Genomic DNA, 15,059 nt, shown 5'->3' on the forward strand with positions numbered 1-15,059 from the left:
AACCGTGGGAGCGAGCCTGCTCGCGATAGCGGTGGATCAGTTGCATCGATGTGCCTGACACACCGTTATCGCGAGCAGGCTCGCTCCCACAGGAGTTACTGGGTTTACTGAATGTCCTCAGGCTTCACGATCACCCAGTTCTTGTCCGCCGTAACCGGCAGCCCTTCCTTGGCCTGGGCGGCAGCGTGCTTGGCCATCATGCCGTTGATCTGGGTCATGTACTTGTCCTTGCGGTTGATCCACAGATGGATACCGCCCTTGGCCACGTCCACATCGTGGAACAGCATGTAGCCATCGCTGCTCGGCGTGTCGCCGCCCACCAGGACAGGTTTTTTCCACTCGTCGATATAGGTCAGGATCGCCGCGTGCTTGCCGGCCATCCAGGTGGCCGGGGTCCACAGGTAAGGCGTGTATTCCAGGTCCAGGTTGGCCTTCTCGTCATACTTGCCGGCGGTGATCTGCTTGCGAGCGGTGGTCAGCTCGCCGGTCTTGCGATCCTTGAGCAGCGTGGTCACGCCGATGACGTTCTGCGGCTTGAGGTTGTAGCCGTATTTCGGATCGGAGGCGACCATGCGCACCAGCTCTTCCGACGCCGCGGTCATGACATAGACCTCGATGCCGTTTTCCATCAGCTTGTTGTACAGCTCGGCCTGGCCGGTGAAGACTTTCGGTGGGTTGACGTTGTAGTTGACCACCTTGTCGCCGTCGTAATACGTGGTTGGTACAGGCTTGCCGGACGCCATCAGCTCGTCGACGTAGCCCTTGAGTTCCTTGAGCGTGAAGCCGGAGAACACCTGCGCCACCCATGGGTAGCAGACCATGTCGTCCACTTCGCAGAGGCGGTAGTAGTAACTGAACAGGCTTTCCTTGTGATCGGCCGTATCCTTGAACGGCATCAGCTTCAGGGAGGGATCCAGGGTTTCCCGGGTGATGAGGCCCTTGTTTTCCATGAACGGCAGCAACGATTCTTCAAGGTCGTAGCGGTAACTGGTGTTGTCCATGTCGAACACCGCGAAGTTACCCTTGTTGGCATTGGCCGCGATCATCGCATCCAGTGCCTTGGCCTGTTCCGCCGGCCAATGCTTGAGTTCGGTGGCAAGTGCCTGGCCGGCGAGGCCAAGGCTCAGGGCGACAGCGAGAAAACGAGGTACGAGCTTCATCGGCATTTCTCCCAGATTCAAAGATCCGACGCTAACAAATGCTTATGACGATCCTCGCCTGTCCACGACCGCTTGCGTCTTGATAACGCCAGCGACGTATCTGCAAACGCCAAGCCCTTATTCCATAAACGACATTCAACATGCTTTTTTAGTATTAATTCATTAATTTTCAGACTGTTAGGCTTCCCTGCTCGCAGTCTCAGCTTCAGGTGGCTGGCAAGTCTTAGCGGAGACTCTTTGGTAACGAAGATTCCCTTGTCGGAGCGAAGCCTATTCGCGATGCTTCTAGCGCTTCTCCCAAACCTCAAAGCTGTACGCCGGCTTATCCCCTTCCGCCGGGTTCGGCTGGTTCGAAACCAATTCCCACCGGCTCGAATCAAACTCCGGAAACCACGCATCCCCTTCCGGGCTCAGGGCCACGCGGGTCAGGTACAGCCGATCTGCTTGCTCCAGGGCCTGGGCGTACAGCTGGGCGCCGCCGATCAGCATCAGCTCATCGACACCCTGCTCCAGCGCCCACCCGTTGGCCCGCTCCACCGCTGCCTCCAGCGAGGAAAAGACTTCCGCGCCTTCGAGCACCAGGCCCGGCTGACGACTGACGACGATGTTCAAGCGCCCCGGCAGCGGCCGGCCGAGGGAATCCCAGGTCTTGCGACCCATGATGATCGGCTTGCCCAGGGTGGTGGCCTTGAAATACTTGAAATCCCCCGGCAAGTGCCAGGGCATGCTGTTGTCGACGCCGATCACACGGTTTTCACCGAGGGCTGCGATCAGGCTTAAGGGGAGAGTTTTTTTCATGGCGCCGAGGATAGCAGAGGCTCAACGTACCCTGACAGGCGCTCAGCGGTTATCCTCAACGCTCATTTGCAACGGAAGCGCACGTGACTGCTCCCCTGACTGAACTGCAGAACCTCTGGCTGACCGAAACGGTACGCCTGCGTGAAGAACATGCAGGTCCGCTCGAAGACCAGGAAGCCAATCGCCTGGCCCGCGCGGCCGGCGGCGATCTATCGACCCGCATCCACCATCGCGCCCACCGGCTGGCCGAGCGTGACGGCCTCACCGAAGCCCTGCGCCACTGGCTGCAAGGGGCACGCCTGGCACTGATCGTCTTGGCCGTCTTCGCCATCATCAGCGGCGCCGGCCTGGGGTTTGCCGCGCTCGGCGACGGTCGAACGCCCGTCAACGTATTCTGGGCCCTCGGCAGCCTGTTGGGAGTGAACCTGATCCTGCTCATCGGCTGGGCCCTGGGCCTGGTATTCGCCGGGGAACAAGGCGCGACACTGGGACGCCTGTGGCTGTGGCTCAGCGAAAAACTCGCCCGCGATGCCAAGGCCGCCCAACTGGCGCCGGCCTTGTTGCTCTTGCTGCAACGACACAAACTCAATCGCTGGGCCCTCGGCATGCTGGTCAACGGTCTGTGGCTGCTGGCAATGCTCAGTGCGCTGGTCATCGTACTGCTGCTGATGGCGACCCGACGCTATGGCTTCGTTTGGGAAACCACCATTCTCGGTGGCGAAACCTTCGTTACCCTGACCCGCACCCTGGGCGCGTTGCCAGCGCTGTTGGGGTTCAGTGTCCCGACCGTCGAGATGATCCGCGCCAGCGGCGACGGCGCCCTGAACATCGAAAGCGCTCGTCAGGCCTGGGCCGCGTGGCTGGTGGGCGTGATGCTGGTGTATGGCGTGCTGCCGCGCCTGGGCCTGGCGCTGCTGTGCCTGTGGCGCTGGCGGCGCGGCCGCGCCACCCTGCGCCTGGATTTGAACCTGCCAGGCTACGCGCAATTGCGCGAACACCTGATGCCCAGCAGTGAGCGGCTGGGGGTCAACGACGCCGCGCCCGGACAGTTGCATCAGATCGAGCGTTCCGTCGCCACGATGGACAGCGCGGGTGCACTGCTGGTGGCGATCGAACTGGACGAGCGGCCCTGGCCGCCGACGCTGCCGGATTCGGTGAAAAACGCCGGCGTCCTCGACAGCCGCGAGTCACGTCACAAGCTCCTCGAACAGCTGTCGCGCTTTCCTCCGGCGCGCCTGGCGATTGCCTGCGACCCACGGCGCTCACCGGACCGCGGTAGCCTGGCGTTGATCGCCGAACTGGCCCGCAGCGCCAGTGCGACCCGCGTCTGGCTGTTGCAAGCGCCCCCCGGCGAGGCCCTGGACGCCGAGCGCCTGGGCGACTGGCACAACGCGCTGCAACAGTTGCAGCTGCCCTTCGCCGACTGCGCGCCCTTGAACTGGCTGGAGACCGGCCATGACTGAGCCCATGAAGCCACTGAAACTGGCCGTGGTCGGCCACACCAACGTCGGCAAGACCTCGCTGCTGCGCACCCTGACCCGGGACGTCGGCTTTGGCGAAGTGTCCCACCGCCCGAGCACCACCCGGCACGTAGAGGGCGCGCGCCTGTCGGTGGACGGCGAAGCGCTGCTGGAGCTGTACGACACGCCGGGCCTGGAGGATGCCATTGCCTTGCTCGATTACCTCGAGCGCCTGGAACGTCCCGGCGAACGCCTGGACGGTCCGGCGCGACTGGCCCGTTTCCTGGAGGGCAGCGAGGCGCGACAACGTTTCGAGCAGGAAGCCAAAGTGCTGCGGCAACTGCTCGCCAGCGATGCCGGGCTCTACGTGATCGATGCCCGGGAGCCGGTGCTGGCGAAGTACCGTGATGAACTGGAGGTCCTCGCCAGCTGCGGCAAACCGCTGCTGCCGGTGCTGAATTTCGTCAGCAGTGCCCAGCACCGCGAACCCGACTGGCGCGAGGCCCTGGCCCGCTTGGGGCTGCACGCCCTGGTGCGTTTCGACAGCGTTGCCCCGCCCGAGGATGGCGAGCGGCGGCTGTATGAAAGTCTTGCGCTGTTGTTGGAAAACGCGCGTGGCCAACTGGAACGACTGATTGCCGATCAACAGGCCCAACGCCTGGCGCGCCAGCAGAGTGCGGCGCGCTTGATCGCCGAGTTGCTGATCGACTGCGCCGCCTGCCGACGCAGCGTGACCAGCGACGCCGAGCTGGAGGGCCAAGCCATCAGCGAGCTGCGCAACGCGGTGCGCCAACGGGAACAACGCTGCGTCGAGGCCCTGCTCAAGCTCTACGCCTTCCGTCCCCGGGACGCCGCGGCCAGTGATCTGCCGCTGCTCGATGGACGCTGGGGCGATGACCTGTTCAATCCGGCAACCCTCAAGCAACTGGGCGTACGGGTCGGCGGCGGAATCGCGGCCGGGGCGGCAGCCGGGGCGGGGGTGGATTTGCTCGTGGGCGGCCTGACCCTCGGTGCCGCCGCCCTGGTCGGCGCTATTGCCGGCGGCGCCCTGCAAACCGTCCGCGGCTATGGCAACCGGTTGATGGGCAAACTCAAGGGCCAGCGGGAACTGACGGTGGACGATAGCGTGCTGCGCCTGCTGGCCCTGCGCCAACGGCAACTGCTGCTGGCCCTGAACCAGCGCGGCCATGCAGCGCTGGACAGCATTCGAATCGACACGCCCCAGGACAAAAGCTGGCGCGAAGGCAAACTGCCCGAAGCCTTGAACAAGGCTCGAGCGTATCCACAGTGGTCATCGCTCAACCCCCATCCAAAGTTGAACCAGGCCGAGCGGCAAGAGCAGATCGAGCAGTTGGCCACGCAGCTATAGGCGACACGATCCTTGTGGCGAGGGGATTTATCCCCGCTGGGGGTGCGCAGCGCCCCTAAAACCTGACACCGCGGTGTGTCAGGTAGACCGCGTCAATCCTTTTTGGGGGCGCTGCGCACCCCAGCGGGGATGAATCCCCTCGCCACAAAAGCGGTAATTTCAGGTGGAGATCAGCAGTTGATCAAAGCTTGAGCGCCGCCGCAGCCTCAACCAACTCCAACTCACTGAACACCCGCACCCCGTGACGCTTGAGCAACGCCGCGGTCACGCCTTCGCCAGGGACCTTCACGCCGCCGAACGTCCCATCATAGGTCAGCAGGTTGCCGCAGGACGGGCTGTTGGCCTTGAGCACGGCGATCCGGATACTGTGTTCACGCACCAGCTCCAGGGCCTGGTACGCACCCGTCAGGAACTGCGCACTCACGTCCTCCCCCTCGGTAGTCATCACTGCCGCCTGGCCATCGAGCACTTGTGCGCCCTGCCCGCCGGGGATTTCCGCCGCTGCCCGAGGCGTGGGCAAGCCGCCGGCGACTTCCGGGCACAGTGGCACGACGCGGCCTTCATCGAGCCACCGCTGGAGTTGTTCGAACGGCCCGCTGGCAGCACCGTCATAACGCACACGATGTCCGAGCAGGCAACGACTGACCAGAATCTTTTCCATGCTCAGAACAACTCGTTGCCACGGCGTCGAAACCAGCCGGTCAAGGACAGGCGATCCCGCGTGGCCGGCAGGACTTCATGGGGGATGTTTCCCGACAGGAACACCACCAGGCAGCCGCCGGTGGGCACCACGTCCTGCTCCCTCCCTTCTTCCAGGTACATGCGCAACTGGCCGCCATGCTCCGGCAACCAGCCGTCATTGAGGTAGACCACCGCCGACACCATGCGCCGGTCATCATCGCGAAAACGGTCGACGTGCTTGAGGTAGAACGCGCCGGGCGGGTACAGGGCGAAGTGGCTTTCGAAGTCCTCCAGGCCCAGGAAGAGCCCACGGTTCAACGCCTCGCGCAGGCTGTCCATCAGTCCCAAATAACGGTCGCAGGCCTCGGCCTGGCCGGGTTCGATCCACTGGATGCGATCACCCCGTATGCCTTCGCGGATCTCCGAAGACAAGCCGCGCCCGACCGCAGCCGGGGCCAGTTCGCCTTCGGCGGCGCGCTGGCGACACTCGGCCGCCAGGGCACGGGTCAGCGCATCCGGCAGGAAGATGTTCTGCTGCGACCAGCCGCGCTCGGCCAGGTCGTCGACGATACGTAACAGCAACGGGTGATCGGATGGTATTTGCATGGCGCGCATAGTATGCCTGTACCCGCAAAACCGACAGCGCCACGCAGCGGGTGTGCAGCGCCAGGTGGCACCGCCGTACGAACTTGATACGAATTCTCGACAAGTTCCCGCACCCCACGGAGAATAGTCGGCTGCTGACAGGAGTCCCTATGCGCCGTTTGCTTTTCTCACTGTTGATGTTCTGCGTTTTGCCCGCCTGGGCAGACAGCTACGACCAGTTGTACAAGGTCGCCGGCTGGCCGGAACAGCGGGCGCATTTCAACGATGCCTTGAGCGCCGCGCAGCAGCGTTACCAGAACAGCCTGCCGCCGGCGGTGTTTCAGGCCCTGGTGAACAACAGCAATCAGCGCTTCGCCCCCCAGGCCATGGACCAGCGGGCCGAAGCGCAGATGCGTAAACATCTTCGTGATCCGAATCCGGCGCTGGCATTTTTCCAGTCGCCCCTGGGACGCAAGGTGGTGGCCGCCGAGCTGTTGGCGACCCGGCGCGACCAATTGGCAAAGAACGCCAAGGGCCTGCCCAAGATGCCGGCCAGCGATAACCGCCTGCTGATCATCGGCCACCTGGCCCAGGCCCTGCCCGCCCGCGAGGCCGGCGCCGAAGTGAGCCTGGCCATCGCCGGCGTGGCGGCCGACAGCTTGAGCTCGATGATCCCCGGCCTGCTGGGCGGCGGCCAGGCCCAGGGCATGCTGAACGGCCAGCGCCAGCGGCTGATGGATCAGATCGGCGCCGACCTGAACAACACGCTGCTGTACGTCTACCGCGACCTGACCGATACCGAGCTGGAGGAGTTTTCCACGTTTGCCGAATCGACCGAGGGCCAGGCCTATTACCAGGCGGCCCTGGCGGCGATCCGGGCGGGGTTGGCGGTGGGGCAGAACCTCGGGCAGTAGAAACTTCAGCGCCTGAGGTTCCGCCATCGCGAGCAGGCTCGCTCCCACAGGGAATCGGGTGCGTACACGGATTTTGTGACCCGCCGAGATTCATTGTGGGAGCGAGCCTGCTCGCGATAGGGCCCTTGTAGTCACCGCCGGATCCGGCTCATCCGCTTGGTCAGAAACCCAAACATCTCCTGCCGCATCGCCAAGGCCTCGTTCGCCAGGCGGTGCCGCCCCTCCGGCAACATCAACACCTGCGGTCGGTTAAACTTTCCACGCAGCACTTGCAGGTTGTGCACCCAGTCCACCGTCCTCGGGACCAAGACCCTCCAGTGAGTAAATAAGACAACAATCCCTCCGAGGAAAACAGGGGGCCAACAGCGAGCTCATGGGACCACTGTCACCCGATAAAGACGCTTACTCGCTGCCTTCCTATTACCGGTTGTCACCGCCGTCATCTTTGTCAGCGCAAGTGGATTGAATAACTAGCATATCAAACGGGCGACTGATGACTGCTGCGGCGTAACTTCGCAACACTCCGAAAGCTCAGACTGCCAGAACTTCACACCCTTACCACTTTGAATTTTTGCCACATATGGGTTGATTCATTATAGAGCCCGCCGACAATACGGGGCTCCGTACCCGGTAGATGCGGAAACAGTACAGAGAGAAATTTATCGGACCATTGGAGATTTTGAATGTAATACACAGCTACATCAGCCGAACTTCTAAGATACCAAATGTTACGATCCGCGGAGCTGGCAAATACACATTGAACACCACCATCATCCATTAAATTCATAAAAAGGGACTCCGTTCCTTGACGGAGAACATATCCGTGATCGGTAACCAGCTCAATTCTCCACCAATTTCGCCAGTCGTCAGAGTCAGAAACCAACACGACATAGCGCACTCCTTCAACCGTACGCATCCCAAGTACCTTAGCAGGATCCGCAAAACTATATAACTTGTAGGTTCCAGGGAAAGAGCCAGTGGCTGGCTGGTTATGGTCCAGGGTTTCGGTATCATTTTGCATGGCAAACTTTCTCAAATAAATATAAAGAAACTGCCTTATTAACGCAGCCCAACTAAACCATTTTTAAAACTTATTGGTTAGTCACGAGCAGACTAGCTCGAATTTACAGGCCGACCTACTGACAGAAATTACAGGTCGCTAGATTCATCCGAAATATATACCGCCATCATGATAACCAATCGATATTTTGGAGACTCCGAATCTCGCCAAAATATTTAACACCAAGCCGACCCATTCACTTTCGCTGGAAAAACAAGCCACTCAACGACAGGTAAAATCTGAAACCAGAACTCAAGGCAGCCCAAACCATGAGCCGTCCTTATTTATCCCCACATTATTTATTTCTCTTACTTTAAACAAAATCATATAAATTTGATGGAGCAGATCGACGCGGACCTGAGCAACACATTGCTGTACGTCTACCGCGACCTGAGCGATACCGAGCTGGAGAAGTTTTCCACGTTTGCCGAATCGGCCGAGGGCCAGGCCTATTACCAGGCGGCCCTGGCGGCGATCCGGGCGGGGTTGGCGGTGGGGCAGAATCTCGGGCAGTAGAAACTTCAGCGCCTGAGATTCCGCCATCGCGAGCAGGCTCGCTCCCACACTGGACCTTCGGCGTTCGCAGAATCCAAGTTCACTCGATACCCTGTCGGAGCGAGCCTGCTCGCGATAGGGCCTTTGTAGTCACCGCCGGATCCGGCTCATCCGTTTCGTCAGAAACCCGAACATTTCCTGCCGCATCGCCAGCACTTCATTGGCCAGGTGATGCCGGCCCTCGGGCAGCATCAGCACCTGGGGCCGGTCGAACTTGCCGTGCAGCACTTGCAGATTGTGTTTCCAATCCACCGTCATGTCCGCCTGCCCCTGCACGATCAAGGGCCGGCGCGGGCTGCTCGGAGCGGCTTCGATACGCTTGATCCACCGGCCCAATGCACCCACCCAGGCGGTAGGCAGGCGCAGCGGTTGCAACGGGTCGGCTTGCAGGAACGGCAGGAACTGCGGATCGGTGGAGTTTTCGCTGAAGCGCCGGGCGATGCCGGTCACGAAGGGCTTGAGCAGGTAATAACTCAGCCGTGACCAGCCCCAGGCCCGAGGACGCACCAGCGGCGACAACAGGATGACCTGGCCCTGGGCCGGGCTGCTTGCGCCTTGGTTGAGCACATGATCGACCACGATGGCGCCGCCGGTGCTTTGCCCACAGAGGTGCCAGGGCTGCGGCAGCTCCAGTTTCCCGGCCTCGGCCAGCAGCCCCTGCAGCGTGGCCTGGTACTCGGCAAAGTCGCCGATGCTGGCGCGTTCACCGCTGGACAACCCATGGCCCGGCAGGTCGCAGGCGATCACCGCAAACTGTTGCTCCAGCGCCCATTCGATCAAGTGCCGGTAAAGCCCCATGTGATCGTAGTAACCGTGGAACACAAACAGTGTTGCCACGGCTTTTTCCGGCCACCAGACCTGACCGACCAACTCATACCCATCGATCTCGAAACGCCCAAGGCCCTTGCGCAAGGTCCGCTGGGGAAAATCCAAACCATAGAATCGTTGGTAGGCCTGCGCCTGCGCAGACAGCGGTTGCCACTGGGCCAACGGTTGCAGGCTGGCACGCAGGTGATCGGGGTCAAAAGTGGCAGGCATCGATATTTCCAGGCAAATGCACAAGGCGCGAAACAGACTTTGTAGACCTGCGATATTCATCTGTCGCGACAGGCATGGCAAGCTACGCGGCTTCAGAGGATGAATCCATGCGCCCGTCCCACCGCACAACCCTGTTTGCCGGTCTGCTTGCCCTTGGCTGCGCTGCCGTGTTGTGGGTCGCCTACGACTGGTTCCAGGGACGTTTCCTGCGAGCTTTCAGCCAGCACACGGCGGTGTTTTCCGGCGACCCTCTGCGCCTGCCGCCCGAGCTGGCCGGGCCCGGCCCGATCCGCCTGGTGCACTTCTGGGATCCGGCCTGCCCGTGCAACGTCGGCAATCAGCAGCACCTGTCCGAACTGGTCGATAAATATGCACCGCAGGGTGTCGAGTTCTACGCGGTACAGAAAAGCGGCACTCGAGGCCAGCTACCGGCCACGCTGAGCAGCCTCAAGCCGCTTCCGGCATTGCCCGGCTCGGAGCAGATTCCCGCCAGCCCGGCCGTAGCGATCTGGAATCGCACCGGCGAACTGGCCTACTTCGGTCCCTACAGCGAAGGCTTGACCTGCAATTCGAGCAACAGCTTCATCGAGCCGATTCTCGAGGCCTTGAACGTGGGGCGCGCCGTCAATGCAACCCACACGATGGCGGTGGGCTGTTATTGTCCATGGGGCAAGGACGCATCATCCGAATAAGGGAACACCATGAAACGCAGCCTCATTGCATTTCTGTCGTTGGTCGTCACCGCCATTATCGTCGCCGGCGGCTACCTCTACAGCAAGCAGCCCACCCGCCAGGGCACCGTGCAGTTGCAGGGGCTGCAAGGCTCGGTGACCGTGCGTTACGACGAGCGCGGCGTGCCCCATATCCGCGCCGAGAACGAAACCGACCTGTACCGTGCGCTCGGGTATGTCCATGCCCAGGACCGATTGTTTCAGATGGAGGTCATGCGCCGCCTTGCCCGGGGCGAGCTCGCCGAGGTGCTGGGGCCGAAGCTGCTCGACACCGATAAGCTGATGCGCAGCCTGCGTATCCGCGAGCGCGCCGCCCGCTACGTGGCGGAACAGGACCCGCAATCCCCGGCCTGGATTGCGATGCAGGCGTATCTCGACGGCATCAACCGCTATCAGGACAGCCACGCCCGGCCGGTGGAGTTCGATGTCCTGGGCATCCCCAAGCGCCCGTTCACCGCCGAAGACACGGTGAGCATCACCGGCTACATGGCCTACAGCTTCGCCGCCGCCTTTCGTACCGAACCACTGCTGACCTACGTGCGCGATCAACTGGGCACCGACTACCTGAATATTTTCGACCTCGACTGGCAGCCCAAGGGTGCGCTGGGCGAACACCGCAGAACCGCCCTGCCCCTGGCCGATGCCGACTGGAAAGGGCTCGATGCCCTGGCCCGCTTGAGCGAACAGGCCCTGGTCGGAAGCGGCTTGCCCCAATTCGAAGGCAGCAACGCCTGGGCCGTTGCCGGCAGCCATACCCGCAGTGGCAAACCTTTGCTGGCGGGAGACCCGCACATTCGCTTTTCCGCTCCCTCGGTGTGGTACGAGGCCCACCTTTCGGCGCCGGGCTTCGAACTCTACGGGCACTACCAGGCATTGTTGCCGTTTGCGACGCTGGGCATGAACAAGGATTTTGGCTGGAGCGTCACCATGTTCCAGAACGACGACCTGGACCTGATTGCCGAGAAGATCAACCCGGACAATCCCGAACAGGTCTGGTATCGCGACCGGTGGGTGGACATGACCCGCAGCGAACAGCAGATCGCGGTAAAAGGCCAGGCGCCGGTGACGCTGGTGCTGCGCCAGTCGCCCCACGGCCCGATCGTCAACGATTTACTCGGCGCCAATGCCGGCCACACGCCGATTGCCATGTGGTGGGGTTTCCTGGAAAGCCGCAATCCGATCCTCGAGGCCTTCTACCAACTCAACCGTGCCGACACACTGGCCAAGGCGCGGGGAGCGTCAGCCAAGATCCATGCACCGGGGTTGAATGTCGTCTGGGCCAATGCCAAGGGCGATATCGGCTGGTGGGCCGCCGCCCAACTGCCCAAGCGGCCGGCGGGGGTGAAACCTGGCTTCCTGCTCGACGGCAGCAGCCCGGAGGCGGAGAAGGAAGGCTTCTACCCCTTCAGCAACAATCCCCAGGAGGAGAACCCGGCCCGCGGCTATATCGTGTCGGCGAATTTCCAGCCGGTTTCACCCGGCGGTATCGAGATTCCGGGCTACTACAACCTCGCCGACCGTGGGCAGCAACTCAACCTCCAGCTCAGCGACAAACAGGCCAAGTGGGACATCGAAACCACCCGCAAGCTGCAACTGGGGACCACCACCGGCTATGGCCCGCGCTTGCTGGCACCTTTGCTGCCGGTGTTGAGGAGCGTGGTCAGCGACCCGCAGGAACGCAAGTGGGTGGAGCAATTGGCGCAATGGCAGGGCGATTACCCGCTGGATTCAGTCAGCGCCACGCTGTTCAACCAGTTCCTGTTCAATCTGGCTGATGCCGCCCTGCGCGATGAACTGGGGGATGGCTTTTTCGACACCGCGCTGTCGACCCGAGTGATCGACGCCGCGCTACCGCGTCTGACCGCCTCGGCGGATTCGCCCTGGTGGGACGATCGCACGACCCTGGGCAAGGAAACCCGTGCCGACATCGTAAAGACGGCCTGGAGCAAGAGCCTGGCGCACCTGAAGGCCACCTTCGGTGACGATGCCACGCAATGGCAATGGGGCAATGCCCATACCCTCACCCACGGGCACCCACTGGGCATGCAAAAGCCCTTGGACCGGATCTTCAACGTCGGCCCATTCGCCGCACCCGGTACCCATGAAGTGCCCAACAACCTCTCCGCCAGGATCGGCCCGGCACCCTGGCCGGTCACCTACGGCCCATCCACCCGCCGCATCATCGATTTCGCAGACCCGACCCACAGCGTCACCATCAACCCGGTCGGCCAGAGTGGCGTGCCGTTCGACAAGTATTACGCCGATCAGGCCGACGCCTACATCGAGGGCTTGTTTCACCAGGCGCACCTGGCCGAGGAAGAAGTGACCGCCAACACCCATGACACCCTGAAGCTGTTGCCGGCCAGGACAGCGCCCTGAGCCGGACGGCATTCACTTTTTTTCGTCACCGACAGGCTTGATGGTCATTGTTGGTCAAGACTACAGGGGTTCCCCCTGCGTCCATCCCCCAATGGAGTCACTGCGATGTTCAATAACTGGTCCGAACTGCTGCCCACCATCAAGAGCGCCTTTGGTGCCCTGGGCAAGAGCAACCCGAAAATGGTCAAGGCCTACATGGCCCTGGATGAAGCCGCGGCCGAGAACGACGTGCTCGATGCCAAGACCCGGGAGCTGATTTCCATCGCCGTGGCGATCACGACCCGCTGCGACGGTTGCATCGGCGTACACACCGACGCCGCCATCAAGGCCGGCGCCACCCGCGAAGAAATCGCCGCAACCCTGGCCACCGCTGTGTCACTGAATGCCGGCGCGGCCTACATCTACTCGCTACGGGCGCTGGAGGCGCATGACACGCTGAAGAAATGAACTACACAATTGCCGCGAAATTGAGCCTGAACTGCTGCGGCGTCACCCCCAGCCTGCGATTGAAGACGTTGCGCATGTGCTGGGCGTCGCGAAAGCCGCATTGCCAAGCCACGGTCTTGAGCGGGGCCCGGGTGCTTTCCAGCATTACGCGCGCGGCGTCTACCCGGGCCCGTTCGACGAACTCCGCCGGGGTGACCTTGGCTTCCCGAGTGAATACCCGGGAAAAATTGCGCTGGCTCATGTTCGCGGCCTTGGCCAGATCGGCGAGGCCCAAGTCACCGTTCAGGTTTGCCAGCACATAGGTCTGGACCTGAGCCACGGCGGACGTCGGCGCGGCATGGGGCACCAGAAAAGGACTGAACTGCGATTGCCCGCCTGAACGCTGGGTAAATACCACCAGCCGCTTGGCTACGCTCAGAGCCACGTCCGCCCCATGATCCTGCGCCAGCAGGAACAACGACAAGTCGATCCCGGCGGTGACCCCGGCCGAGGTATAGAGCACGCCGTCCTGCACGTACAGGCGATCCGCTTCGACCCGGGTCGAAGGACACAACTGCGCCAGCGCCCCGGCATCGCCCCAATGGGTGGTGACGGTCCGCCCCGCCAGCAACCCGGCCCGGGCGAGCATGAAGGCGCCGTTGCAGATCGAGCCAAAGCGCCGCGCCCGCCCACAGGCCTCACGCAACCAGGCATCGAACGTCGCGCCGAAATCCATGAACGGCAAATGCGGCCCGCCCGCCACCAACAGCAGGTCGTATGCCTGTGTAGCTTCACTGAATTGACGATGGGCATTCAGGGACAAACCGTTGGAACAGGGAACTGCTCCCGGCTCGATCCCAATGACCTCAAGCCGATAGTGATCCTCCGGGGCCAGGAACCGATTGGCCTCGCAGAACACGTCCATGGGCCCGCTCACGTCCAGCGACTGGACGCCAGCGAACACCACGATCGCAACCGTTTTTTCCATGGGTGCCTGCTTGCCTTCGAGCTGAACGGGATCACAGCCTACGCTAGCCAATCCATCAGCAGGACGCCACTTGGCACGAAACCGAGGTTCATTGGCATGGATCGCAGCCACGAGAAGATTGTTGCCCCGCATCCCGGCGACCAGACTTGTGCCTTCGGCGCCGCCCTGGCGCATCGTCAAGAGGAGAGCAGCATGAACAGCATCGCCGGCGTCAAGATCCCCGACAGCGCCCTTGCCCGCGCCACCACCGAATACATCCGCGACGTTGAATCCGATCTGCTGTACCACCACTCCCGCCGGGTGTTTCTGTTCGGAGCCTTGAGCGGCCAGCGTCGGCAACTGGCCTGCGACCCGGAGCTGCTGTACGTCGGTGCGATGTTCCATGACATAGGCCTGGTGGAAGGCCATCGCAGCGACGATGAACGCTTTGAAGTGGACGGCGCAAATGCTGCCGCAGCGTTTCTCAAACCCTATGGGCTGAGCGATGACGATATCGAACAGGTGTGGCTGTCCATCGCCCTGCATACCACGCCGGGCATACCGAAACACTTGCGTCCCACCGTCGCCCTGGTGACCGCCGGGGTGGAGATGGATGTACTGGGCATGGACTATGCCGCCTTCCCGGCAGCGCAGCGTGAAGCCGTGGTGCACGCCCACCCACGTGGGGAGGGGTTCAAGGAGTGCATCATCTGCGCATTCGCCAGCGGCTTGCGGCATCGCCCGCAGACTACCTTCGGCAATGTGAAGACCGATGTCCTGGTAGACCAGGAGCCGGGGTTCAAGCCGATGAACTTTGTGGACATCATCCGCACATCCCCCTGGAACTCATGACCCCTGTGGGAGCCAGCAAGCTCGCTCCCACATAGCGGATCGGGGATGCAACGGGCAACGCAAAACCTGTGGGAGCGAGCCTGC

Annotated in this window: 14 protein-coding genes and 2 pseudogenes; 8 read left to right on the forward strand and 8 right to left on the reverse strand. The window is 62.2% G+C overall.

Annotated elements, in window-relative coordinates:
* Positions 1 to 104 precede the first annotated feature (104 nt).
* On the reverse strand, positions 105 to 1,160 hold the full coding sequence (locus LOY35_RS26650; RefSeq protein WP_258629000.1) for a haloacid dehalogenase-like hydrolase: 1,056 nt from the start codon (positions 1,158 to 1,160) through the stop codon (positions 105 to 107).
* A 285-nt stretch (positions 1,161 to 1,445) separates the two neighbouring features.
* Positions 1,446 to 1,958 carry a dihydrofolate reductase gene (locus tag LOY35_RS26655; protein ID WP_258629002.1) on the reverse strand — a complete coding sequence of 171 codons (513 nt, stop codon included), beginning with the start codon at positions 1,956 to 1,958 and terminating at the stop codon, positions 1,446 to 1,448.
* Positions 1,959 to 2,053: 95 nt separating this feature from the next.
* Between LOY35_RS26655 and LOY35_RS26660 the strand changes: the two genes are divergently transcribed.
* On the forward strand, positions 2,054 to 3,421 hold the full coding sequence (locus LOY35_RS26660) for a DUF2868 domain-containing protein (protein ID WP_258633738.1): 1,368 nt from the start codon (positions 2,054 to 2,056) through the stop codon (positions 3,419 to 3,421).
* Entirely contained in the window at positions 3,414 to 4,787 is a 1,374-nt protein-coding gene (locus LOY35_RS26665; RefSeq protein WP_258629004.1) for a GTPase/DUF3482 domain-containing protein, read from the forward strand. Before LOY35_RS26660 ends, LOY35_RS26665 begins: the two co-directional genes overlap by 8 nt.
* 181 nt (positions 4,788 to 4,968) lie before the next feature.
* Here LOY35_RS26665 and LOY35_RS26670 read toward each other — a convergent pair whose 3' ends face one another.
* On the reverse strand, positions 4,969 to 5,448 hold the full coding sequence (locus LOY35_RS26670; protein ID WP_258629008.1) for a DUF523 domain-containing protein: 480 nt from the start codon (positions 5,446 to 5,448) through the stop codon (positions 4,969 to 4,971).
* A gap of 2 nt (positions 5,449 to 5,450) precedes the next feature.
* A complete protein-coding gene (locus LOY35_RS26675) occupies positions 5,451 to 6,083 on the reverse strand; it encodes a 2OG-Fe(II) oxygenase (protein WP_258629012.1) in 633 nt (210 codons plus the stop codon).
* Positions 6,084 to 6,223: 140 nt separating this feature from the next.
* On the opposite strand from LOY35_RS26675, the gene LOY35_RS26680 reads away from it, so the two are divergent.
* On the forward strand, positions 6,224 to 6,967 hold the full coding sequence (locus LOY35_RS26680; protein WP_258629014.1) for a DUF2059 domain-containing protein: 744 nt from the start codon (positions 6,224 to 6,226) through the stop codon (positions 6,965 to 6,967).
* 131 nt (positions 6,968 to 7,098) lie between these two features.
* Here LOY35_RS26680 and LOY35_RS26685 read toward each other — a convergent pair.
* Positions 7,099 to 7,263: pseudogene (locus tag LOY35_RS26685) on the reverse strand (alpha/beta hydrolase); the annotation flags it as partial.
* Between the two features lie 251 nt (positions 7,264 to 7,514).
* Positions 7,515 to 7,988 carry a hypothetical protein gene (locus LOY35_RS26690; RefSeq protein WP_258629016.1) on the reverse strand — a complete coding sequence of 158 codons (474 nt, stop codon included), beginning with the start codon at positions 7,986 to 7,988 and terminating at the stop codon, positions 7,515 to 7,517.
* Between the two features lie 372 nt (positions 7,989 to 8,360).
* Here LOY35_RS26690 and LOY35_RS26695 point away from each other — a divergent pair.
* Positions 8,361 to 8,543, forward strand: a pseudogene (locus LOY35_RS26695) (hypothetical protein); the annotation flags it as partial.
* 129 nt (positions 8,544 to 8,672) lie between these two features.
* On the opposite strand, the gene LOY35_RS26700 reads toward LOY35_RS26695, so the two are convergent.
* On the reverse strand, positions 8,673 to 9,620 hold the full coding sequence (locus LOY35_RS26700; RefSeq protein ID WP_258629019.1) for an alpha/beta hydrolase: 948 nt from the start codon (positions 9,618 to 9,620) through the stop codon (positions 8,673 to 8,675).
* Between the two features lie 107 nt (positions 9,621 to 9,727).
* On the opposite strand from LOY35_RS26700, the gene LOY35_RS26705 reads away from it, so the two are divergent.
* The 3 genes from LOY35_RS26705 (at position 9,728) to LOY35_RS26715 (ending at position 13,177) form a co-directional block, all read left to right on the forward strand.
* Positions 9,728 to 10,312, forward strand: coding sequence for a DUF6436 domain-containing protein (locus LOY35_RS26705; RefSeq protein ID WP_258629021.1), 585 nt, complete (start codon positions 9,728 to 9,730; stop codon positions 10,310 to 10,312).
* Between the two features lie 9 nt (positions 10,313 to 10,321).
* Positions 10,322 to 12,730: a penicillin acylase family protein gene (locus tag LOY35_RS26710; protein ID WP_258629023.1), complete on the forward strand. Its 2,409-nt coding sequence runs from the start codon at positions 10,322 to 10,324 to the stop codon at positions 12,728 to 12,730.
* Positions 12,731 to 12,835: 105 nt separating this feature from the next.
* Entirely contained in the window at positions 12,836 to 13,177 is a 342-nt protein-coding gene (locus LOY35_RS26715; RefSeq protein WP_139640956.1) for a carboxymuconolactone decarboxylase family protein, read from the forward strand.
* 1 nt (position 13,178) lies between these two features.
* Here LOY35_RS26715 and LOY35_RS26720 read toward each other — a convergent pair whose 3' ends face one another.
* On the reverse strand, positions 13,179 to 14,144 hold the full coding sequence (locus LOY35_RS26720; protein ID WP_258629026.1) for a GlxA family transcriptional regulator: 966 nt from the start codon (positions 14,142 to 14,144) through the stop codon (positions 13,179 to 13,181).
* Positions 14,145 to 14,336: 192 nt separating this feature from the next.
* On the opposite strand from LOY35_RS26720, the gene LOY35_RS26725 reads away from it, so the two are divergent.
* Entirely contained in the window at positions 14,337 to 14,975 is a 639-nt protein-coding gene (locus tag LOY35_RS26725; protein WP_258633739.1) for an HD domain-containing protein, read from the forward strand.
* Positions 14,976 to 15,059 lie beyond the last annotated feature (84 nt).

The organism is Pseudomonas sp. B21-028 (assembly GCF_024749045.1).
In the GTDB taxonomy this organism is placed as follows: Bacteria; Pseudomonadota; Gammaproteobacteria; order Pseudomonadales; family Pseudomonadaceae; genus Aquipseudomonas.

What these genes read in the sequence shown, in the direction of transcription:
- LOY35_RS26710 (WP_258629023.1), top strand. Translation starts at nt 10,322, where the DNA reads ATGAAACGCAGCCTCATTGCATTTCTGTCGTTGGTCGTCACCGCCATT.
- LOY35_RS26655 (WP_258629002.1), bottom strand. Translation starts at nt 1,958, where the DNA reads ATGAAAAAAACTCTCCCCTTAAGCCTGATCGCAGCCCTCGGTGAAAAC.
- LOY35_RS26675 (WP_258629012.1), bottom strand. Translation starts at nt 6,083, where the DNA reads ATGCGCGCCATGCAAATACCATCCGATCACCCGTTGCTGTTACGTATC.
- LOY35_RS26725 (WP_258633739.1), top strand. Translation starts at nt 14,337, where the DNA reads ATGAACAGCATCGCCGGCGTCAAGATCCCCGACAGCGCCCTTGCCCGC.
- LOY35_RS26715 (WP_139640956.1), top strand. Translation starts at nt 12,836, where the DNA reads ATGTTCAATAACTGGTCCGAACTGCTGCCCACCATCAAGAGCGCCTTT.
- LOY35_RS26680 (WP_258629014.1), top strand. Translation starts at nt 6,224, where the DNA reads ATGCGCCGTTTGCTTTTCTCACTGTTGATGTTCTGCGTTTTGCCCGCC.
- LOY35_RS26650 (WP_258629000.1), bottom strand. Translation starts at nt 1,160, where the DNA reads ATGAAGCTCGTACCTCGTTTTCTCGCTGTCGCCCTGAGCCTTGGCCTC.
- LOY35_RS26720 (WP_258629026.1), bottom strand. Translation starts at nt 14,144, where the DNA reads ATGGAAAAAACGGTTGCGATCGTGGTGTTCGCTGGCGTCCAGTCGCTG.
- LOY35_RS26690 (WP_258629016.1), bottom strand. Translation starts at nt 7,988, where the DNA reads ATGCAAAATGATACCGAAACCCTGGACCATAACCAGCCAGCCACTGGC.
- LOY35_RS26670 (WP_258629008.1), bottom strand. Translation starts at nt 5,448, where the DNA reads ATGGAAAAGATTCTGGTCAGTCGTTGCCTGCTCGGACATCGTGTGCGT.
- LOY35_RS26665 (WP_258629004.1), top strand. Translation starts at nt 3,414, where the DNA reads ATGACTGAGCCCATGAAGCCACTGAAACTGGCCGTGGTCGGCCACACC.
- LOY35_RS26700 (WP_258629019.1), bottom strand. Translation starts at nt 9,620, where the DNA reads ATGCCTGCCACTTTTGACCCCGATCACCTGCGTGCCAGCCTGCAACCG.
- LOY35_RS26705 (WP_258629021.1), top strand. Translation starts at nt 9,728, where the DNA reads ATGCGCCCGTCCCACCGCACAACCCTGTTTGCCGGTCTGCTTGCCCTT.